Origin of the sequence: Ktedonosporobacter rubrisoli (assembly GCF_004208415.1) — a bacterium.
GTDB lineage: Bacteria > Chloroflexota > Ktedonobacteria > Ktedonobacterales > Ktedonobacteraceae > Ktedonosporobacter > Ktedonosporobacter rubrisoli.
In genome coordinates this window covers 6,843,675-6,865,398 of record NZ_CP035758.1, presented here as the reverse complement: position 1 = coordinate 6,865,398, position 21,724 = coordinate 6,843,675, and the positions used below count along the sequence as shown (strand labels likewise).

Here is a 21,724-nt window from a genome sequence, read left to right as displayed (position 1 = left end):
TGTCCCATATTTGTTTTCAAAGGGTATATGGCGTGCCTTGCAGTGTATAGGCAAGGCCACAATACCTAGCTGCGGCTTCGCAAGACAATCCATATATATAAATTATTTTATGTTGTCAAAGCGTCGAACGATTCGAACACGACCATAAACATGAGGTCCAGGAGACTATGTACACCTGGCCAATCACTGCCTCCACTTTGCAGGCTCAGCGCGCTGGCCTGAAGTATCTGGCTCAGATTGCTTAGCGCTGCATATGCCGTGGTACCTGGCGTTGCAATCATCGCATTTCCTGCTTTGTGATGCTTGTTTGGTGTTTTGCCAGGAGTAGGGGTAGACTGCGTGCCCGGGTCGCCGTTTCCGTTCTGGTTCCCTGCATTGGGCGTGCCCTTGGTGCCGGGTGTGCCCTGTGTACCAGAGTTGTTCTGGTCGTTCTGATTCCCCTGATTGTTATGGGTATTCTGCCCATGATGGAGACCAGGAGTAGGCGTAGCCTGCATGTCCGGTGTCCCTTGATCTTGATTTCCCTGGTTATTGGGGGGCGTGACTACATTGTTGGTTTGTGGTACACATTTCGCCTGGTTTCCTAGATCAAATATTTTCGTAATCGCAGGAATGATCAGGCTACAGTTAGGCAGGTAGTTGCTGTTGGTCGCACTCGGGCTGGCGAAGGGAGGTCCTAACGTTACGCGCAGCATCTTATTCATGTCAAGGCTGGTGGCAAAGTTGGCCATTTTCATGATGTCGGTGAGCTGTAAATCTGTCTGAACCGAGCCATTCAGATCTTTGAGCAAATCCGAGGCTTTACTTATCGTGTCGGGTGTTGCCAGCTTGGCCTTCAATTGGGCCAGCATCTGTTGCTGCCTCTGCGAGCGGCCAAAGTCTCCCACCAGGTCGGAGTGTCTGGTACGCACGTACTCAAGGGCCTGGATGCCGTTCATATGCTGGGGACCCGGGGCTATATACAAACGCTTATTGCCATATGGGTCATGCGTATTGATATCATCGGGATAATTATCATCGACCATAGGATGGATGGCGTCGATATCGACGCCTCCTGCTGTATCAATGACTTTGATAAAGCCAGTCAAGCCAACCCAGGCGTAGTGGTCGATGTGGATGCCGTAGTTTGCTTCAATCGTTTGCATCGTCAGGCCCGCGGCTCTGGCAATGCGTGTTGGCACGTCGGGTCCCGACCAGCCAGTCATAAAGACCTCATCCAGCTTCATATTGCCTATGCCGTCTACAGTTACCTGCAGGTCACGTGGGATGGAGACCATGGCGACGGCTTTTGTCTGGGGATCGATCGAAACAATGATATCGGTCTGGGCCAGAGGCCGTCCGTTTTCGATGCCGTTGCCCTTGCCGTCTGTGTCGCTACCCAGTAAGAGGATGTTCACGCGCTGGCCGCTGAGAATATCGCCGGTACTCTGATTGATATTGCTACCGCCCTTAGTGTAGATTGCCTGGTGTCCGGTAATGTTGTTTAAGGTTGGCGCAAAATTCAGCTGGTAGTAAGCAAACGCTCCACTGCCAGAGATGACAAGCACAAGTAAGATTATTATTACCACGCGCGCCCAGGTTGGGAAGCGTTTCTTTTCGGGCGCTCTTGGCCGTGGTGGCTGCGTTGGTGGAGGCGTGCCAGGATAGCCCATGTTGTTTGGTGGCGGCGGCATCTGTTGCCAGTTGTTCTCGGCTAGCGGCTGCGATAGGGGCGGTGCTCCGGGACCCAGGAGCGCGCCCGAGGCCACGCCGGGCGCAGCGAAGGGAGATGCGGCTCCTTGAGCAAGAGGTCCTTGCTGCATGGGGGCGGCAAAAGGAGCACCCTGCCCTGGTTGCATAGGAGCAGCAAAGGGTGGGATTACCTGTTGCATGGGAGGCGCGGCATTACCCATGGGCGGAGCAAAAGATGGCATACCCGCGTTAAATTGAGGTTGTGACGATAATTGTCCAGAAGCAGGTGAATAGTACGAACTCTGTACCGGGTTCCCATCATGGATAGGACCCGTGACCGGATCTTGAATTGCCTCTTGTACCGTTGTTTCTTGATCCGCTACCGGCGGCGACGAGAAACCAGGCCTGTTCTCAAGTTGCAGGGAGTTACTGGTTTGCCAGTTTGGTGAAGGCCCGGGCCGCGCGGCATCGGGTGCATATGCTTCTGGCGACTGAGCATTATCGCCGGGCTGGGCCTCAGCTGGGGACGATCCCTTAAACGGTGGTGTCTGCGCTGAGTGCCTCTTTCCCTGGGGCGATTTCATGTGCATAAATTGTTGCTTCACCGTGATTACCTGCTTCCTAAATCTCTGACCCTGGGAGAACCTCTTTCCCAGGGCCCCTTCTCATGGCCCCTCATCATTCCCCTGCCAACCTCTCGAAGGGTACCTCTTTCTATATCTTAATCCCTGATAGGAAAAGGTGTTTTCGTCTTAGTATAACGTATGGTTGAGAAATTCATCACTATGCTGCTTGCTCAGTAGCCTGAAATTAGGACAGTTGGTATATGCGTCGAAATAGACTTTTTTATTATTTTAGATAAAAGCATGAAGCGTTTAGGCATATTTGCTATTCTTGCCTGCTTGAGAATTTACATAGAAATAACCCCCATTTAAATTTGGGTTAATTGCAACGCGCTACTATGATCTATGGACACAATACGATGCAATCTGTTCGTAAGTTGTACTGGAGTACTTCTTGTAGTCACGTCGTCACTGAGAAATTATCACGGCACCCCTCAAGTAAACGCCTCATGGTGGCTAGCCACGAGGCGTTTATTGTACTTAAAGCTATTTGCGGAGTTTTAGCTCGCTTGGCGCTCTTCTTGACGGGCTTGAATAAAGGAGAGAATAAGCGAGCCGATGAGTACTCCAATCAGGACTATCTCCATAGTGCTGAATGTTCTTTTCTTTTGCATAAGTATTTCCTTCCGGCAGCCTTTGGCGAATTTCTCTAGAAGCTTTACAGCTAGCTTGCTAAGTCGTTTCATGGCGAGGAATGATCCTCTTATGTAATATACTACTATATTAATAGCTCAAACTGCAGGTCTATTCTCCATATTTACCGCTATGACTACTTAATCCATAACTCTTTCCCATTGCCATAGCTGTGCACACGATGCAAATGGTGGGTAACCCACTGCCGAAAAGCGCTAACATTGCTGGCATTGATGCGCCCTGTATAGAAGAGGACGGCATGGACCTCTGGCTGTTGAACCTGCTGGATCAGCTGCTGCGCCGTCAGGTAGCCGGTCTGGATGCGCACAAGTGAGGTATCGACGAGCGGCGCTGGCGTGCTACGATTGGCAAGGGCTGCAAGGAATTGGGCATCGGTAACGACGAGCTGATCTGGCCGTGTGACACTTTGTAGATCTTTAGCTACCTGGAGTTGCTGTTGGGTTGCTCCTGCCGCATTTTGCTGACGCATAGCATAATAGTAGTGCTGGTCCGCCTGGCCGTTCAGCACGGCTGTAACAAGGATGAGGAGCAGGCTGATGCCCGTAGCTATATTGATCAGCACGGCGGGACGTTGCTTGCTCAGGGGAAGTGGACCAATGCCTATTACGGCCAGTCCAACGAGAGGAGGCGTGAGGGCTACCAGATGATGAGGGAAGAGCGGAGTTTGCTGCCAGAGCAGATAAACGGTAACGAGAAACCAGGCCAGCAGCGGCACGACACGCCAATCGCGCCGTAAGAGGGCGGCCAGCGTACCAAAGAGGGCTGCGCAGGAGGTGAGCGTGATCAGGAGGTGCTCTAGCTGTTTGGCATTGCTCGGCTGGCTGCTTTTTAAGATGCTCCCTGCCGTGGTGTGGAAGGTAACGACACCTTGCCAGGCCTGGGGAAGCGAGTTCATAAAGGGGACAATCAGCAAGGCAGAGCAGGCCAGGAAGACGGAGATTCCCAGGAGGAGAGCGTCAAGGCCCATGATGTGCTTCCCTGAGCGCATACGCCAGATATGGGCGAGCATGAGCAGGCCAATAGGTACCAGCGTGGAGACCGCCAGCAATTTGCAAAAGATGCTCAACGAGAGGGTTAAGGCGGCCACGATCGCGTAACAGATGCCGGCAACTCCTTCGGGATGCTCCCACCAGAGATAGGCAGCGCCTATGGCCAGCAACGATAAAGCGGTCGAGGGAGCTTCGGCCTGGATGGTTTGCGATTGGGCCAGGTAGAGCGGATCGACGATGATCAGAAGGAGGGCGGCAATAGCGCCTACGCGACCACTCAGCGCCTTGCCAAGCAGAAAGGCACCGAGCAGGCCCAGCATTGAGACGAGGGCAATACCCAGGCGCGCGGCCCACAATGACTGCCCGGAGAACAGGTAGGTGGGAAATATAGAAAACATAAAGAATGGCGGCTGCGAATAGAAGATTGATTGATAGAGTGCATGCCCGGCGCTCATCGCTCGCAACGATTGCCAGTAAACCCCCTCATCATAGCTATCGCGATCAAATGGCAGGCCAAGGTCGTGTAAACGCATCAAGATCCCCAGTAGAAGGAGGGCCAGGAGAACAAGGCAAAAGAGCGCGGTCTGCCACCCCAGAAAGCGCCGCACTGTGGTCTCGTTCTCTCTTTTTGTATTATTGTGCACTATTGTGTTTGCTGCCATATGTATAATCTCTTTAACTAATTTAAAACTGATACACATTTTTCAATCAAGTACCGGTACTGTAGGTATGTACACACGATAGGGAGCGTTGCCGCGCTCACCATAGCAGAAATACTTCTAATGTTCAAGTAACAAATACACAAATATCAATCTTAGTATAATGATTAAAAGAAGATTAAATAGTAGTCATAGATTTGCATTTTTGGCCGTGCTCGGCGGCCCCAACGGAAATTGGAGACTGATAATGAGCATAGAAAAGAGCCAGAGCAGCGCCCTGGCTCCCTTAGTATACTAGTAGGGCTGCCTATGCGTAAGGGTTATCGGGCTGCTCCAGGAAAGAATAGCCCTGCTCGGCCCTGGGTTGCAAGCCCTGCGCTTCCTTATTCTGAGGCGCGGCATCGATACGCGGACCACTCAGGGCGCCGGTTCCGTTGCGCTTGCCGTTGCCGCTGCTCAAAAGATGCCCGTTGTGGCCGTTACTGAGCAGGGGCTCAAACTCCGTAAAGACAGTTTTCACCACGCCTCGTGCATCGGCCTCTTCGATTAACTGCTTAATCTCTTCGGCCACAAGCTCCTCGCGCTCAATCAGGGCCTCGGCTACGGCGATAACGGCTTCACTATGTTCCTGGAACAGTTGCTTAACCGCCTTAAACTGCTTTTGCAGCAAGGCTTCTGTGCGTTCTGCCAGTTCGGGAATGCTGAGCGGGTTGGCGCCCAGGGGACCGGCGAAGGCCAGATAAGATGTGAGTGTGCCGTCCATGCCATAGGCTCCAATAAAGGCTGCTGCCGTCTGTGTTGCGCTGGCGAAGTCGCCGGTAACGCCATTCAGGTTGACGTCAAGGAAGAGCTCTTCGGAGGCGCGTGAGGCCAGGGCTACCTGAATGCGGGCCAGCACATCCTCTTTGCTCTGCGTAATGATGGTCTCTTTCTGACGCCAGGCTGCAAAGGCAGCTGCGCCTTCAAGATCCCCATGCATATGCAGTGTCACAAATGAGGGGAAGTAGCGATCCATCAGGTAGTAGCAGGCTACAGCATGTCCAGCTTCGTGATAAGCCAGGCGACGGCGCTCAATAGGCGAAAGTTCGCTAAGCTGGCGCAGACCATACTCGTGAACATCCTGAGCCTCAACGAGATCTTTATACGTGACTTCATCGCGTCCATCGAAGTGGGCAATGATCACTGCCTCATTCACAACGTGCTTAATCTCGACTGGCGTGTAGTTAACCAGGCGTGCCGAGATCGCGGCTATCGAGATCTTGGGGCTGCGCTTGACCTTGTTCAGATAGTATTCGATGACCTCGGGACGATACTTATCGGTAGGTGGGGCAACGTTAATCTTACGGTCAAAGCGTCCAGGGCGCAGCAGAGCCGGGTCGAGCGATTCGGGCACGTTGGTCGCGCCGACCGTGAGCACTGGCTCGCTTTGTGCGCGGCCCTGGTAAAGACCCAGCGAGCGCAAGACCTTTTTGAACCAGCCGGTCTCAATATTGGGTGGGTCCATCTCCATCAGCAACTGATTGAGGCCACCCGATCCTCCCATGCCGCCAAAGATGCCGCCACCCATGGCCATGTTGCTACCACCGCCGGCAGTACGCGAGGCGCCGATGGCATCGATTTCGTCCATGAAGACGATACAGCCGCCATACTCGCGCGCCAGGCGCCGGGCTTTACGATAGAGCCGGCTGATCATCAAGACATCCATGCCGATAAACATCGCGCGGAAGCTTGCGGCGCTGGCGTAGGCAAAAGGCACACCGGCTTCAGTACTCATACACTGCGCCAGGTAGCTCTTGCCGGTTCCTGGATGGCCGGTGAGTAGCAGACCACGTACTGGCTTACCGCCCATCTCGTGGAACTCTTTAACGCCACCGAGCACGGCCACGACGCGGCGAGCGGCTTCGAGCACCTCCGGATTGCCCTTATAGTCATTGAAGGTCACGCCGGTCTCGCCTGGCATTACCCAGTAGAGGCGGGGACGGCCCAGGAACCAGAAAAGGGCAATAAATTGGATCAGAATATAGCAGATAGCAAAGCCGATCTCAAAGATGCCGGTGAGCAGTGTGCCCGGGTTTAGTCCAATCACCGTTTTGCCTGATATAAAAAACAGCAAAATCAGCACTGAGATAACGATCCAGCCCCAGGAGAGCTTTAGGAAGCGCCCAAACTGATCTATTCCCAGATCGATTGACTTATCTAGATCGCTTGCTTCGCGTTTGGTTTTAGTTGCATTCTTTGGCACGGCAGTTTATCCCTTCTGCGTTGGCTTGCGGCTCCCGCTTTACTGCAGCGTTGGTCGGGGTTGTGTAACGTCGATCAAAAGGATACGACCATCGGGTAATGTTGTGAAATGCCAGATGACTATAGCTGGCTGGTTGCTGGCAGTCGTGATATCGGCTTCTATAAAGGTATCGGATGTGCCGTCTGAGGCTTTAGTGATGCCAAGCACCTTAAGTGCGTTCCACTTGACATGGGCCTGCGGCTCGCTATAGGCCATCACATATAAGCTTGTGTCGGGAGGCTGCAATTGGGTATCTATAGTTTTATCTACCTCTTGCAGTGTATTCAAATCGCCATCTTTTAGCGCTAAAATCCAGGTTCGCACATATGGGTTGAGCTGTGGATTGTCCTGAAGGCCGCTAGAGGTATTATCGCTTAGGGGAGCATTGCCGGTTACAAAATAAGAAGTCAGTACAATACTGGCTATCAACAGGATCAAGACGATAAAGGCTAGCAATTTATGCGACCTTATCCAGCGAATAAGGTAATATAAGGCCTTGAGGATCGGCCTGATGATCCCTTTGATAAGCAATGCTGCAGGTGCCTGCCCCATTCTGGCTTTAAGCGGGGTCAGCTTGACTTTCTTCGCTTCAGCATTGGCTCTCTGCTCTTCAGAGCTAGCTACATTCTCTGCGGGACGGGCGAGAGACTCAGGCGGTTGTTGAGTTGGTGAAGGGCTCAGCATAGTCTTGCATCTCAACTTTCTCGGACAAGCACGTCAGCTAGTAACACTCAATCTACTTATAGCATTGTACTAAAGGATACAATGAGATGGATTCTTGTCATTCTAAGTGTAAATGCTGATTACAATATCTGATGATGGTACCATACATCACTTCTCTGCGTTTGGCAAGCCTGGTATTACAGCGAAATTTCATGCTCCTACTCTCCTGATTAGGGGATGTGTATACAAGGCCTTTTTGATATAATGTACGCATCAGTGTTACAGGAACGAGAGCGCATGTAGTGCAGCATATTTAAGAGGAGCCGTTTATGGATGATGATAGCAATAAGATGGCAGGAACAGGAGAGTATATCTGGCTACGCTATGCGACGCAATTTACTTCCGCCGGGCGTACGCATACTCTAGAAATGGGCGTACCTGTGCCTGTGGGAGCTAGCGCTGAGACGCGGGAGCAGCTAGTGCAAGAGGCAGAAGAAGGGATGAATCTGCTTGCGAGCAGGGTGGAGAAGCGAGCGGCTCAGATCTTCCAGCGGGCTCAGCAGGCCTACGGAACGGTGCCTTCGCCAGCATCAACCACAAAGGCTCCTCCGCCGAGCAAACCGGCGAATAAGCCGGCGGCGCTCCCTGCGGCACCTACAGCGACGCAAACGCCTGAACGTGAGACCGCGCCCTTGCCGGCCCAGGCTGCCGAGCTGAGCGTTCCGCCGACGCGTCCAAATATTGGGGCCAGTATGCCTTCTACCCCTACGGCAAGCGACAATAGCGGTAATTTGCCTCTCCCCCAATTTATTCAACACATTAAAGAAAGCCTGGGTTTGAGCCCCAAGCAGGCTATGGATCTGCTGAAAGTCAAGTCACTCTCTGGCATCAACCTGCGCGAGGCTCTTGAGCAGCTGCAGCAACTGGCGGGGCGAGAGACAGCCCCTGGCGATCAAGAACCAAAGACCCAGCCGCCGCCTAATCAATCAACCTCCTCCAGCGCAAGGCTGCCTGAGGCCCGTTCTGTAGCGCCGCATTCCTCCAGCTCATCCAGCTCAGCAAGCGCGGCCGGCCAGAATGCCCGTCCTGCCAAAGAGTCCCAAAATTCAGCGCATGGCTCTGTGGGAACCTTGCGGGCGGAACATCCAGCGCGGGGCTTCGATGAGGAAGTTGAACCAGAGGACAGTGAGGCGTCAGAAGATGAGCTGGAAGATCTCGATCTGCCGCGCGCTTTAACTGTGCAGGAACGGGTGCGTGCCAAGACGCTGATCAGCAAGTTGCGCGAATCGCGTGGAGCAACAACTGCAAGCGCGAACCGCCTGCAAGTCTTGCACACGATAACGAGCGGGCAGATTACAACCGAGCAGTTGCAAGAATTGATCCTTGGCGTCTGGGACGTTTCAGTCTTAAAGAAGCTGAAGGTTGACCAGGCGGAAGTGCTGATTTCCTGGGCTAAGGAAGATGATTTTGTCGTTGAGGTCGAGGCGGCTCTGCTGCTACTTGAGGAGGAACGCTATGCGCGTGGTAACAGGTGAGGCTAAGGGGCGACGCTTAAAAGCGCCCAAGACTATGGGCACGCGGCCCATCATTGATCGCGTGAAGACTGCGCTCTTTGATATTCTCTCAACCGAGGTTGAGGAGGCGCGCTTTCTTGATCTTTTTGCCGGGACGGGCAGCGTAGGCATTGAGGCGCTCAGTCGGGGCGCGGCACAGGCAACCTTTATTGAGATGAACTATAAGGTGCTTAAAGTGATCAGGGAGAACCTGCAGATTACCGGCCTGGCGGATCGCGCGGAAACCCTGCGCGGAGATGCCTTCAAATTTTTGCAGGCTCAGGCCCAGCTTCCAGCGCCAGAGCGACGCTACGATATTATCTATGTGGCTCCTCCTCAATATCAGGAACTTGCCGCGCGTGCTCTGGAACTGCTCGATAGCTCACCTCTGTTGAGCGAAGAGGGATTGGTGATTGTCCAGATCTACCCCAAAGAGCGACCAGGCGTAGCGGCCGTGACCTGCCAGCGCCTGGTGCTTAGCGATGAACGTCGCTATGGAAGTACGCTGCTCATGTTTTATCGTATGCGCCCGTAAGCGGGATGCGCTCTTTGAGGACCTGAGGGAAGGCGTTGCGTAAGGTAAAGAAAAAGACGCTGCCTTCTTCGGGAACACCAGTACTCTCTACCCAGATCTGACCTCCCATCGCTTCTATGAGATGCTTACTGATATAGAGCCCCAATCCTGTGCCGCGCACTGTGCCGGCTAGATCTCGCTGCAGCCTGACAAATTGGCCAAAGAGCAGCGGAAGTTCTTCATGCGGGATGCCTGGACCATAGTCGCGTACGTAGATGCAAACGAATTGGGGTGTGTCGTGCCTTTGCCAGGCGCCTATGACGATAGGTGCTACTTCCGGTGCATATTTAATGGCGTTAGAGATCAGATTGTACAGAACGTGATGGAGACATTGGGCGTTGGCCCAGATGTAGAGATGCTCGGCGATATCGAGATGAATGCGGCAGCGGTGGCGCCTGAAAATATCGAAGCGTTCGAGCACCTCGTGGACCGTCTCGGCTACGGCGAGTTGCTCTAATTTGAGCGGCGTTCTATCGCTGCCAATCTCGATGGTTTGCAGAACATTGTTTACCAGCGCCTGCAACTCTTCGCAGTAGCGTAGCGCGCTGTTGAGATATTCCCCATGTTTTGTTCGCTCTAGATGGCCGTTCTCCTCTAAGAGCAGCTGCAGCATCTCAAGATAGCCGGAAGCGGCGGTGAGTGGCGTGCGCAACTCATGGTTAACGTTAAGAATAAACTGACTCTTGAGTTGGTAGAGCTGCCGCTGCTGCTCATAGGCCAGCGCTGCTTGCTGTTCTCCTTGTTCGGCGCGCAGGCGGGCCTGTTCCTCGGCTGACAACAAATAGCGTAGAGAGACCATCGCGCTCCCTTCGACAAATAGGACTGCTGCATTGCTGAGCAAGGAAAAGACGCTGGTAGGGGGCCAGAGCTCCCTTCCAAACAAGAACAAATTATACATAATCTGGATGCTGAGATAGCCAAAAAAGCAGGCACACGCTCCTCGTTTGCTAAATAGCCACGAGGCCAGACCCATGGGGAGGGTCAGAAGGATACTATAAGCTGTTGGAAGATACCAGAGATAAATAAAAACGCAAAGAGGAAAGCAGAGCAGGCACATGCCCAGGCGCAAGGGAAAGGCCAAATAAAGTAACTTGCGCGGCCAGGGCCAGGTAATAAGATTACATAAATTGAGCCCTTTCGTTATAATTGCATGGCATGTGTGTGATACTTTCTGCAGAATTAGATCATGCATGTTGAGTGCCTTTCTCGCAGTGAGGTTGCTGTCGTACATCCCTTTTCCCTTTCTTCCCATCATTCCTAACCAGGCACACAGAAAAAGTCGACAAAGACACTTGTAAAAATTGTACTGACTTGTAGCACTAAATATTCTAACATATATACTACATAATTTGCTACCTTTGCTATATTTATTCGACGCATGGCCAAATCCCGACTATAAACTAAGCTATAGACGCTATTCTCTGTTTCTGCTACCGCAGAGTTTGGGGCACATTGAGAGATTTTTGTGCCAGGAATAAATAGCCGGCTGGCCTGCGATATAATAGGGGAGAGGAATCATAAAAGACTTGAGTATAAGGACGCGAAGCATGCGTCAGGAATAATTTTTGCTTGAAAGAGAGAAGAAAATGGTAAGCAAACCCGGTGGTGGTCGCTTTGCCTTTGTGGATGCGGGCGAGGCAGCACGACGGTTGGGCATTGATCGTATAACGCTTGAGCAATGGGCAAAGGATGGACGGATCAAGCCGTTACGAGGCGTGGGGCGCGATGCTTTTTACCGCCTTTCAGATATCGCGGCGCTGGATGCCGAGCTGCATCCAGCAACCGAACTGGCCGAGGCTGTGGAGGCCGATGAGCGCGAGAGCGCGGGTGAAGCGACTCAGAAGCCAGCGCGTAAGAAACAAGATCCCCAGATGCGCGTGTATTTGCGCCTTCAGGCCGATGCCAAGTGGTACGATATTACTGAAGATGACATTCGTACCTGGTTTCAACAGCTCGCGCCTGATGGCTACGAACGCAACAAGCGCAATGTCGAGCACACAATTAAGAAGCTACAGTTCCTCGTGAGCTTGATCGATGAGGGACAGCAGCGCCAGCAAGACCTCTCCTGAGCTGCGAAAGCTCTTTACTGAAGAGTTAAGCGTGCAACTGAGAGGGCGCCGCTAAGTTTCACTCAGCGAGGCCTGGTGTCTGTCAGCTTCTGGCAGGCACCAGAGGACATCTTCTACCTCTTGCACTATGAAATCCGCCCCGCGCTGTTGATAAATCGCAGCGTCTTTTTCCTCATTAATCAGCACAACCGCGAGGATGCCGGGTTCAGCAGCGCTTTGAGTAGCGCGGTAATTGTGAACCAGGTCGTGGTCGTCGGCAGTATCGCCGATGAAGAGCCCGCCAGTGGCCTTTACCTCGGCGATCGCCACGCGTAAAGCGCGTGGGTCCGGTTTAGCATAGAGATCAGCTGAGACCACAACATCCCACCAGGCCTGGCCGCTATAGGCTTCCATATGTTCTAGCGCGCTATCAACCTCGGGACCGACGCGACCCGTAATAATGCCCAGGTGCTGGATGCCGGCCTGACGCAATCTGGCAGGAAAATCCGGAGCATAGAGCATGCTCTCTGTATGGACGAAGCCCGGCGCATCGGGCAAGTAGCGGGGTTTGTGGCCGAAGCGCTTCTCCAGCTCAGCGGCTCCCCAGTAGCATTCATGATAGAGCTCGCCAACGAACTGATAATCCTGGCGCGCGCTGGCTGGGACGACAGTATCAACCCATTCACGGCCCCCGTGGCCCTCTAAATTAGCGCTGCGCGAGATCTCGGCCCACTCCTGTATGCTGCGTTCGGCTAACGAGCTGCCCCGCCATTCGCGCAGTTTAGCTGTGAAGAGTGCCGAGAGCAGATAACACATATCCCAGTCATTGTTATAGCCGCCAGCGCGCTTAAAGGCATCCACATCCTTAAGGGTGACCAGGGCTTTGCCCTCGCTCTGTCCCCAATCGAGGCCACAAATAGTGCCAGCTATATATTCTGCAACGGCGATATCGGTAGCATGGAATGAATCGATGGTTCGGATGAGCACCCCATCAACATCAAAGAAGACTGTATCAAAGGGAGAGGGAAACTGGAGGCCCTGGCGTTTCCAGTATGCCGAGTTGTTCATTAAAAAAACCTTTCTGCGGCTGTGCACGCTTCTTGCCGCAGAGCCCTGGCAAGCGGTTCTTGCGCGCTGTGGCTGTGCTCTGCGGCGAGAATTAGTCTACCCGATCGCCACAAAAAGGTCAATTGTTGGGGCAAGGCTATCCAGGCAAATCCTCACCAGATGCGCGAGGGGCGCGAGATGAGCATCTGCAGGAAACGACATATAATCAGGATGGCCACTCCGTAAGCGATGATGGCAATAACTGTCGAGAGATCAATGAGATAGCCGCTATAATGGATTGGCGCGTGAATATTATCGAACGGGATCATTAGATAGCCAGTGAAGGTGAAGATCCATTGGGAAAACAGACTACTGGTCAAGCCAAAGAAGATCAGGATAAAACGAATAATAAGGGATAAGATCAGAAGCCCCAGCACAAAACCTAGAATCTGGCCAATCTTACGGATGGTAAGATCCACAGCTCTACCCAGTCCGTGTAAGGAGCGCTCAAACCAGGCATCCTGTGGCCGATAAGTTGCAGCCATTGGGGTAGTGAAGCGAGGCGAGATGCCAGGCTCGGTACTGGCGTCGGGAAGGGTTCGCCCCTCGTTGATGTTACTTTGTTGATCATATTGCATCATCTGTACTTGCTCTCCTTCAAAACTGCCATTATTCCTGGCTATAGTGAATCTACGCGAAATATTTCTAAGGGTTGTACATTGATGCTAAGTGCTTATCCCTAATTTTCGCACTAATTGGGGAGAAATGCCAGCTCTACCTTAGTATGCTCATCAAGGATGTGCAACTGGTTCCAATTTTCTTTGGGAGCATCGAGCAAAGCCTGCTGTAACAGGTTGGTATGATAGGCGATGACCTGCTCACCAACCAGGCGCTGGCGCTGCTGATCGCGCTGTATGCAGAGGGCAGGAGGAATATTAAAGATAAAAAGGCAGGTATGATAGTGGTGGCGCTGAGCCAGGGCCAGGAGGCGCTGACGTGCTTCTACCTGCAGGGCCGTGCTATCGGCGATCGTGAAGCGATCTTGAAACATGCGTTTATGAATGATAAAGTGGAAGAGATCAAACGTATCGCGATTCACAAACTGGTTGGCCTCGTCATCGCTGATCATGGCGCGGCACTGGTCAGATGAAACAATCACTGTAGGCTTGAGGCCTTGATTTTTGTGCCTGGCGATCAGGTTATGGGCAAAGGTACTTTTACCGGAACCAGCAGAGCCACAGAGCACGACAAGTGTTCGTTGAGGTATTTCAACGGTGAGACAGGATGGTCCTGAATCTCTATATTCTTCCCTTGTTTGCGCTCTGTCCATTGCGATGCTTCCTTTCCTCTGATATAATGCGCATGCATGTATGCGCTGCGTCAGGCCCCCACGTTGGTGGGATATGATTCGTATTTGGGGCACGCCATAAGAGAGCATGTAGTCTTACACGCCTGGACCTGACCCGGACTCAGGCAAGGTCTTCTTAAGTCTTCGCTGAAGGGACTATGGGCTGTGTTGAGCAGACACATGCAAGTCCCTACCTGGCAGGCGTACCCGTGAGAACCGTTCTCAATAATCGTAAAGAACAAGAGCAGCGTAGCAGAAACTCGGCCGCCTGAAGGCAAGCATCTCTCTTGCTACATACTGCTGTCTGGCCTTATATTTGTTTGTGTTGGTTCTGGCATTGGGATACCCATCTAGTGGATACCTGCAACCTTGTTGAGTCTATATTACAACAATTCTAAGAAGAGCGGCCACCAGGAAGCGCTCCTGCTCTTAACATATAGAGAGTATAGATGTCCCTCTGCTGTCGCTTTGCCTGTTTGAGGAGGATGCTGTGTCTGTTGAAATAAAACTTACAAGTACTGAGATACGCGCGCGTTTTCTTGATTTTTTTGTTGGCAAAGGTCATTTAAAGGTGCCCAGCTCGTCTTTGGTGCCGCGCAATGATCCAACTGTCTTGCTTACGACTGCCGGGATGCAGCAGATGATCCCCTATTTTTTGGGGCGTGAGACTCCTCCGGCCATACGCCTGACATCTGCTCAGAAGTGTTTTCGCACCACGGATATTGATAAGGTGGGCAATCAGCGCACGCTGACATTCTTTGAGATGTTGGGCAATTTCTCGGTAGGTGATTACTTTAAGCGCGAGGCGATTACCTTTGCCTGGGAGTTTTTGACAAGGGTTGTGCAACTGCCGGCCGAGCGTCTGCACCCAACTGTGCATCCCGAGGATAACGAGGCTCCTAAGCTCTGGAGCGAGATTGCCGGTTTCGCCGATGAGGCGATTGTACGCCTTGATGATAACTGGTGGGGACCTCCGGGAGCATCTGGTCCCTGCGGACCGGATTCCGAGATTTATTACGATCGCGGCGTTGAGTATGGCTGCGGCCGCTCCGATTGCCAGCCGGGCTGCGATTGCGAGCGCTTCCTGGAGATCTGGAACCTTGTCTTTATGCAGTATTATCAGGACTTCGACGGTTCGCGCACTCCCTTGCCGCGCCCCAATATTGATACGGGCATGGGCCTGGAGCGCCTGACGATGGTCTTGCAGGGCAAGGAGTCGGTCTTTGATACCGATATGTTCCGCACGCTTATCGACTATTTTGCCGATCTCGCGCATACAGCTTATGGCCGAGATGCTAAAACAGATGTTTCGCTACGCGTGCTTGCCGATCATGTGCGAGCCCTGGTCTTCCTGGCCGCCGATGGCGTCTTGCCGAGCAACGAAGGCCGAGGCTACATTTTCCGCCGTATCCTGCGCCGCGCCGTACGCCATGGCAAGCTGCTGGGCCTGGACAAGGCCTTCCTGGCTGAGGCTACCGATGTTGTGGCCGGCTTGATGGGCGATTATTACACCGAGCTGCGTACGCAGCGGGCGCGCATTGCCGAGATTTTGAGCCTTGAAGAGAAGAAGTTTAGCCAGACGCTCAATACGGGCCTGGCCCTGCTCTCCGATTTACTTGCCACTCTCAAGCTGCGCCAGCAAAAGGTTATTCCGGGTGAGGATGTCTTTAAGCTGTATGATACGCATGGCTTCCCCGTAGAACTGACGCAAGAGATAGCCGCCGAGCAGGGCTTTACAGTCGATACTGCCGGCTTTGAGCAATCCATGCAGCGCCAGCAGGAGCGCAGCCGCTCGGCCAGCACCTTTGTGCAGGCTCAGGACGACCGCGCCTTAACCGCGATCTTGCAGCGCGTAGGGCCAACCGAATTTACCGGCTATAGCGGAGTTACCGGCAACGGTAAGGTCGTGGCTCTGGTTGTCAACGGTGAAGAGGTAGAGAGTATCAGCGCGCCTCAGCAGGCGCTCGTCGTGCTCGATTCGACCCCCTTCTATGCCGAAAGCGGCGGCCAGATAGGCGATCGCGGCGATCTCAGCGGACCGCTGGGAATCTTCAAGGTTGAGGATACGCGCCGGCCTTTGAAGGGCCTGATCGTCCACTATGGGCAATTGAATGAGGGTCACTTGCGCGTTGGTGAGAGCGTCCAGGCCGAGGTAATTGGCCAGCGACGCGAGGATACCATGCGCAATCACAGCGCGACCCATCTGCTGCACAAAGCCTTGCGCGATTTGCTAGGATCGCAGGTCGAGCAGCGCGGCTCTCTAGTAGAGCCCGAACGTTTGCGCTTCGACTTCTCCAGCCCGCGCGCGTTAACCGCCTCAGATCTTGCCCAGATCGATACGCAAATCAATCGCTGGATACGGGCGGATTTTCCTGTGCAGACCAACATTATGCCGCTGCAAGATGCCATGGAGACTGGCGCGATGGCCCTCTTCGGCGAGAAGTATGAGGACCTTGTGCGCGTGGTCTCAATGGGCAGCAGCATTGAGCTGTGCGGTGGCACTCATTGCGCCTCAACCGGGCAGATCGGGATCTATATCACCGTCCAGGAGGCCAGCGTGGCGGCCGGTATTCGGCGTATCGAGGCCCTGACCGGGCGCGCGGCTGAAGCTTATCTGCGCGGCCGCAGTGCCACCGTTGAGAGCCTGGCAACAAAGCTACAGACCCAACCGGATGGACTGGAGACACGGGTGGAGCAAGTATTGCAGGATCTTGCAGCCGCGCGCCGCCAGATAGCTCAGTACCAACGCGAGGAGGCTCAGCGCCAGGCTGAACAGGTAGCTCAGCAGGCCTTGCAGATTGCGGATGCCGCTGTAGTGGCTGCTAGCGTGGATGCTCCAGATGATAAAGTATTACGCGAGATGGGCGATATAGTGCGCAGCAAGCTTGGCCAGCCTGGTGTCGTTGTGCTGGCGGCAACATTTGGCGAGCGCATTGCCCTTCAGGTCAGTGTTGATGCTGCTTTGACAAAGCGTGGCTTACATGCTGGCAAGCTCGCCGGGGCGGTAGGCGCGCGCCTGGGTGGAAAAGGCGGTGGACGACCGGAATCGGCCCAGGGTGGCGGCAAAAACAAGGCCGAGTTGGGGGCTGCCCTAGATCTTGTGCCAGCGCTGGTAAAAGAGAAGCTCAAGTAAGTTTTGCCAGTCATACGGTTTTTGTGCTATAAATACAACACATGCAGCAGTCAGCGGTGAGTGTCAAAAGTAGCTTATCCGGCAAATGTTTGGTAGCGCATCAGTAGATTTGGGAAAGATTAAATGAGGAATCTCTTTCAACGTTTGTTTGACCGCCTATTGGGAAGACAAGAAGAGAATGAGTATTATCCTGGCGAGGATGGGGAGTATGACGATCTGCCGGACCCTGAAGGAGATGGTCAGCGTCAACTCTTCACTGCGCTGGATATTGGTACTGCCTATGCAAAAGCTATCATCGTTGAGGTGCATGGAGACCAGGCAGAGGTATTGGGCGTAGGTCGTCATCCCCAGAGCTATTCCCATATAGCAGATGGTGTTGTGACGGATATTCCGGGCGTCATTGCAAATTGTAACGAGGCGCTCCTCCAGGCCGAGCAGGCCGCCGGCGGCACTATTGCGCCTGCGGCTGTCATCGGCATCGCCGGAGAGTTGGTTAAGGGCTGCTCTGTAACGATAAGTAAGCAGCGTCAGCAGCCGGCCAAGCCGATTAGCGCTGAAGAGCTGGAGGCCCTCATTACCAGCGCGCAGCAAAAACTGCTGAAGAGTGCGCGCGAACGCATTGCTGCGGAAACTGGCTACCAGAATATTGAGGTTCGCCTGACGAATGCTGCAGTGATCTCTGTTCGTATCGATGGGCAGGTAGTCACCAACCCCATAGGTTTTCGTGGGCGCCACTTCTCGCTCACGGTCTTTAGCGCCTTTGCTCCCCTCATGCAGTTGGGGGCAATCGAGACGGTGGCCCAGGGACTTGATCTTACCCTGGTGACGATTGTTGCGGAGCCGTATGCTTTAGCGCGCTGCTTAAGTACCAACGCCAGTGCCGATAGTGGCGCTATCTTCATTGATGTTGGTGGGGGCACAACCGATATTGCCCTTGTGCGCCAGGGAGGCATTGAAGAGACGCGTATGTTTGCTCTGGGCGGCAGGACGTTTACGCGCCGTATAGCCACAAGTAAGGGTATTTCTGTTAAAGATGCCGAACGCCTGAAAATCGGCTATAGTAAAGGTGAGATTAAAGGGAACAGCCGCGATGAGATACAGACAATTCTTGCGCCTGAATGCCAGACCTGGATGGATAGCGTAGAATTGCTGATTGAAGAACTTGCGAAAGGCGAGCTGCTGCCCCCCGCGATTTATGTTGTGGGCGGAGGCGCGGCCTTGACCGATATCTATGAGAAGCTTGAACGTTTTCCCTGGACCGAACGCTTACCATTCGCACGCCAACCAGAGATACGTACTGTGCAGCCTGAAATGGTGGCCAATATCTACGATCCTAAAAGCTTATTGCTAGATGCTCAGGATATTACGCCGATGGCTCTGGCATATCAGGCCATTGAGTTGCAGAATGAGAACAATGTTCTGGAGAGGGCGCTTGATAGAGTAATCAATAATATGCGCATATAAGAAACCTTTAGCAGGTCTGGCACGTGCTTAAATAGAGGGAGAACTATGCTATCAAGCGCAGTAGGGGACTGAGTGTAAGCTGCAGTCCCTGGACCTGGCTGGTTGAGGATTCGGCAGGACCGTCTATATTTCGGATATAGCCGTGGGCTTCACGTGCATAGATACAGAGGGGTGAATGGGCCTATGAGTGATGAGCAGACAATCTATATTAGCCCGGAAGATGATTTGACGAATGTGCGTGAGCGCCTGGAAGGGATTCCATCGCGACATATTACTCTGGTTATCCCCACCCAGACGCAGCTACGCAGCCACGTGGCTTGGAAGTTGCTTCATGCTCGGGCGCGCGAGATGGGAAAAGAGATAGTAATTGTTAGCTCTGATCCCCATATTCGCTCGGTGGCCCAGGCCGTTAAATTCAGGGTGGCTCATTCTCTCGAATCTTCCCCCACCAGTAGATCCCGGCCGGCAGGGCGCAGCGGGCGTTCGGGCACAGGGAGAGCGCGGGGCGCCGGATCGTCCCCCTCCCGTCCCGTGAATCGCGGTCCCGGCAGTACGCGGAGCAGCGCGCGTCCCCGTTCCGTGAATCGGGAGCAACAATGGTATTCTCCAACGATTGAGGAGTCGCGACAGGAGCCAAAAAGCGAGATACCCCATTCAGATGAGATGGTTACCGGAGGGCTGGAACATAGCGCCTTCGATGAGCCAGCCTTCAAGTCATATAATCCAGCTTACGATTTTCGCATCGAGACGACACCACCGATTCGGCCACTCTCGCCTGAGCAGATTGATGAGGAGCCTGATCTCCTGCTTGAGGACTTTAATCGGGCCCAGGATATCCGCCAGGCTGCCTTGCAGGGCAGCAAGCCCGGAGTGGAGGAGATAAATTCGCAGCCGGAGCGGCAAGAGGAGCAACAGTCGGCTCACAAGAGCCCCTCGCCTTTTGAGATTACTGATGATCCATTTGCTTTTATGGAAGATCGGCAACCTCCTCCAAAGGGAAACGAACAGCGTGGTGCGGTCTCCCTGGAAGAGGGAGATACAGGCGTATTTCCTGTTCAACATGTTTCTGAATTGCCAACAGAGGTTAGCGATGGGGAGATAGAGGATCAAGGCGACCAGGGCGATTTTGTCATCGATCCCAAGAAGCCCCTGGCTGCGCGCGCGTGGGTTGAGCCTTCCATCGAGGAGGCGGAGGAGGAGCCTGATATCCTCCCGCCGCAGCGCACCTTTGGCGTGCGTTCGCGCAGGAGCCGCACCGGTGGTCTGCCCTATCAGCCTCGCCAGGATCTTGAGAGCGAGGATGACCTGCCGCCCGTGGGTGGGTCCTCAAGCGCAATTCCAGGTCCACCGCTTACAGCTCAGCCGCCTGCGGCAAGTCCCGAGCGCACAAGAGAGAGAGCCGCCCAGGCTCCAGCGGCCCGCGGACGCCCTCCGGCCTTATCCAGGCCAGCCCCGCGCCAAAGCCGCCCGTTGAGCGGCGCGAGCCGGGCCGGCGCCAGTAGAGCAAGCAGGGCAAACGCCAGGCGACGCAGCAATAGTGGCTATATTTTTGTGCTGGTCTGTATCTTTGTGATCTTGCTTATTGGCGTCCTTGCCTATTTCCTGCCGTCAGCTCAGGTCAGTGTGGCCCTTGCGGCGCGCGTTTACGCCCATGACGTTAGCCTTAATGTGGTCCCGTCTACGCAGCAGAACGCGGGACCCGGGACTGTTCCTGCTGAAACGCTGAGTAAGGATTTTACAGCCAACGGGCAGGCCAAAGCGACGGGAAGCACAAAGATCGGTACGGCCTCAGCCAGCGGCAATGTTACCTTCACGAATAATGGCTCGAATCCTGTCGAAATCCCTACTGGCGTCGTGGTCTCAACGACAGGAGCAAATGCCATTTCTTTTGTTACCACGGCCGATGCCGTCGTGCCGCCATCTGCCAGCAACGTTGGTAATACGATCCAGATCCCAGTGCAGGCGCAAAAGCAGGGCGATGCTGGCAATGTGGTGGCTGGTAGCATTACTACTCTGGCCGACGAGAGCTTGAATATGATCGCCAAAGTGAATAATGTTACCACTGCCGATTTAAAGCTGAAGGTGACGAATGCCAGCGCTATGCAGGGTGGTGGCGTTGGCAACGCTACCACGGTCACGGCAAAGGATCTTGACGAGGCGAAAAAGATGTTGCGTTCACAGGTGCAGGATGCAATCCAGGCCTGGACCAAGCAGCAGCAAAACGCTGGCGATGTGCAAGTCAATCTGACGGAGACCGATACTCTGGTAAACGCTCCCGCCGATGGGCAGGTCGTCAACGATGGAAGCTTTCCCATCCAACTGAAGGCAAGCATAAATCTACTGGTTGTGCGTAAGGATGCCCTGCAGCGGGCTAGCATGGCTCAGCTCAATAGCGATATGCAGCAGGATAAGAATTTTGCAGGCTTTATGCTCATTAACGATGCGCAGCATCCGGTAGTTATAAAGCAAGATAAGATAAAGATTACAGGGGAGGCTAATGCTCTAAAGCTCGCTTTCCCGGCCAGTGGGACGGCTGCTCAAAATATCTCTAAAAAGCAGGTACAGGATCTGATTGCTGGCAAATCTATTAAGGATGCGCGCACAATCCTATCCGGTACGCCGGGCGTGCAGGGGGCCGATATCCAGGTATCACCTGGTTTTGTTTCGTGGGTGCCGTTCTGGACAGAGCATATAGATGTGAAATTTGTGGCCGGCTCCGGGCCAGTCACAAAATAATAAGGCGCGGGTGGCCCTCTTCAGGGGATGCCATCCGCCTTTATGTGCTTATATTTAACTGCCTACTTTTTCATTCCTCTATACTATACTTGAGTATAAAGCACGGCAACGCTGAGGAGGCTGCCAGTAGAAAGCCTGTGTACAAAACCATAGCCTTAACCGTAATATAAGAATGGCCGAGTAATATACTTTATGTAAAGAAGAGATGCGTATATGCGATTGGATAAATGGGTATCCTTACTGGACAAAAGGAATGGCTCTTCGTTAGAATGCATAAGGGC

14 protein-coding genes are annotated in these 21,724 nt (G+C 53.6%); 6 read left to right on the top strand and 8 right to left on the bottom strand.

Annotation, left to right across the window (positions count from 1 at the left end; genetic code table 11):
• Nucleotides 1–107: 107 nt before the first annotated feature.
• From EPA93_RS29855 to EPA93_RS29840, 4 genes are all read right to left on the bottom strand, one after another.
• Nucleotides 108–2,276, bottom strand: a complete 2,169-nt coding sequence (locus EPA93_RS29855; protein ID WP_129891028.1) for an LCP family protein — start codon at nt 2,274–2,276, stop codon at nt 108–110.
• A 787-nt stretch (nt 2,277–3,063) separates the two neighbouring features.
• A complete protein-coding gene (locus tag EPA93_RS29850; protein ID WP_165423483.1) occupies nt 3,064–4,599 on the bottom strand; it encodes an ArnT family glycosyltransferase in 1,536 nt (511 codons plus the stop codon).
• A 304-nt stretch (nt 4,600–4,903) separates the two neighbouring features.
• Nucleotides 4,904–6,838 carry an AAA family ATPase gene (locus tag EPA93_RS29845; RefSeq protein ID WP_129891026.1) on the bottom strand — a complete coding sequence of 645 codons (1,935 nt, stop codon included), beginning with the start codon at nt 6,836–6,838 and terminating at the stop codon, nt 4,904–4,906.
• Between the two features lie 39 nt (nt 6,839–6,877).
• The gene (locus tag EPA93_RS29840) at nt 6,878–7,561 is read right to left on the bottom strand and encodes a hypothetical protein (protein WP_129891025.1); all 684 of its coding nucleotides are present in this window, start codon (nt 7,559–7,561) and stop codon (nt 6,878–6,880) included.
• Nucleotides 7,562–7,869: 308 nt separating this feature from the next.
• On the opposite strand from EPA93_RS29840, the gene EPA93_RS29835 reads away from it, so the two are divergent.
• Nucleotides 7,870–9,075, top strand: coding sequence for a hypothetical protein (locus EPA93_RS29835; protein WP_129891024.1), 1,206 nt, complete (start codon nt 7,870–7,872; stop codon nt 9,073–9,075).
• Entirely contained in the window at nt 9,056–9,628 is a 573-nt protein-coding gene (gene rsmD, locus EPA93_RS29830) for a 16S rRNA (guanine(966)-N(2))-methyltransferase RsmD (RefSeq protein ID WP_129891023.1), read from the top strand. Before EPA93_RS29835 ends, rsmD begins: the two co-directional genes overlap by 20 nt.
• Here the strand turns inward: rsmD and EPA93_RS29825 are convergent.
• Entirely contained in the window at nt 9,603–10,859 is a 1,257-nt protein-coding gene (locus tag EPA93_RS29825) for a sensor histidine kinase (RefSeq protein WP_165423482.1), read from the bottom strand. The two genes, rsmD and EPA93_RS29825, sit on opposite strands and share 26 nt — an antisense overlap.
• Nucleotides 10,860–11,253: 394 nt before the next feature.
• Here EPA93_RS29825 and EPA93_RS29820 point away from each other — a divergent pair, with 394 nt between their 5' ends.
• Nucleotides 11,254–11,736 carry a helix-turn-helix domain-containing protein gene (locus EPA93_RS29820; protein ID WP_129891021.1) on the top strand — a complete coding sequence of 161 codons (483 nt, stop codon included), beginning with the start codon at nt 11,254–11,256 and terminating at the stop codon, nt 11,734–11,736.
• A 51-nt stretch (nt 11,737–11,787) separates the two neighbouring features.
• On the opposite strand, the gene EPA93_RS29815 is transcribed toward EPA93_RS29820, so the two are convergent.
• The 3 genes from EPA93_RS29815 to EPA93_RS29805 form a co-directional block, all read right to left on the bottom strand.
• Entirely contained in the window at nt 11,788–12,783 is a 996-nt protein-coding gene (locus EPA93_RS29815) for an HAD family hydrolase (RefSeq protein ID WP_129891020.1), read from the bottom strand.
• Nucleotides 12,784–12,935: 152 nt separating this feature from the next.
• The gene (locus tag EPA93_RS29810) at nt 12,936–13,403 is read right to left on the bottom strand and encodes a YggT family protein (RefSeq protein WP_129891019.1); all 468 of its coding nucleotides are present in this window, start codon (nt 13,401–13,403) and stop codon (nt 12,936–12,938) included.
• A 110-nt stretch (nt 13,404–13,513) separates the two neighbouring features.
• On the bottom strand, nt 13,514–14,092 hold the full coding sequence (locus EPA93_RS29805; protein ID WP_165423481.1) for an AAA family ATPase: 579 nt from the start codon (nt 14,090–14,092) through the stop codon (nt 13,514–13,516).
• 508 nt (nt 14,093–14,600) lie between these two features.
• Between EPA93_RS29805 and alaS the strand changes: the two genes are divergently transcribed.
• The 3 genes from alaS to EPA93_RS29790 all read left to right on the top strand — a co-directional run bounded on the left by alaS (nt 14,601) and on the right by EPA93_RS29790 (nt 21,443).
• Nucleotides 14,601–17,243 (top strand): alanine--tRNA ligase, encoded by a 2,643-nt coding sequence (gene alaS / locus EPA93_RS29800; protein ID WP_129891017.1) that lies wholly within the window; start codon nt 14,601–14,603, stop codon nt 17,241–17,243.
• Nucleotides 17,244–17,366: 123 nt separating this feature from the next.
• The gene (locus EPA93_RS29795) at nt 17,367–18,707 is read left to right on the top strand and encodes a cell division FtsA domain-containing protein (protein WP_129891016.1); all 1,341 of its coding nucleotides are present in this window, start codon (nt 17,367–17,369) and stop codon (nt 18,705–18,707) included.
• 183 nt (nt 18,708–18,890) lie between these two features.
• Complete coding sequence (locus tag EPA93_RS29790; protein WP_129891015.1) at nt 18,891–21,443, top strand: baseplate J/gp47 family protein; 2,553 nt, start codon at nt 18,891–18,893, stop codon at nt 21,441–21,443.
• Nucleotides 21,444–21,724 lie beyond the last annotated feature (281 nt).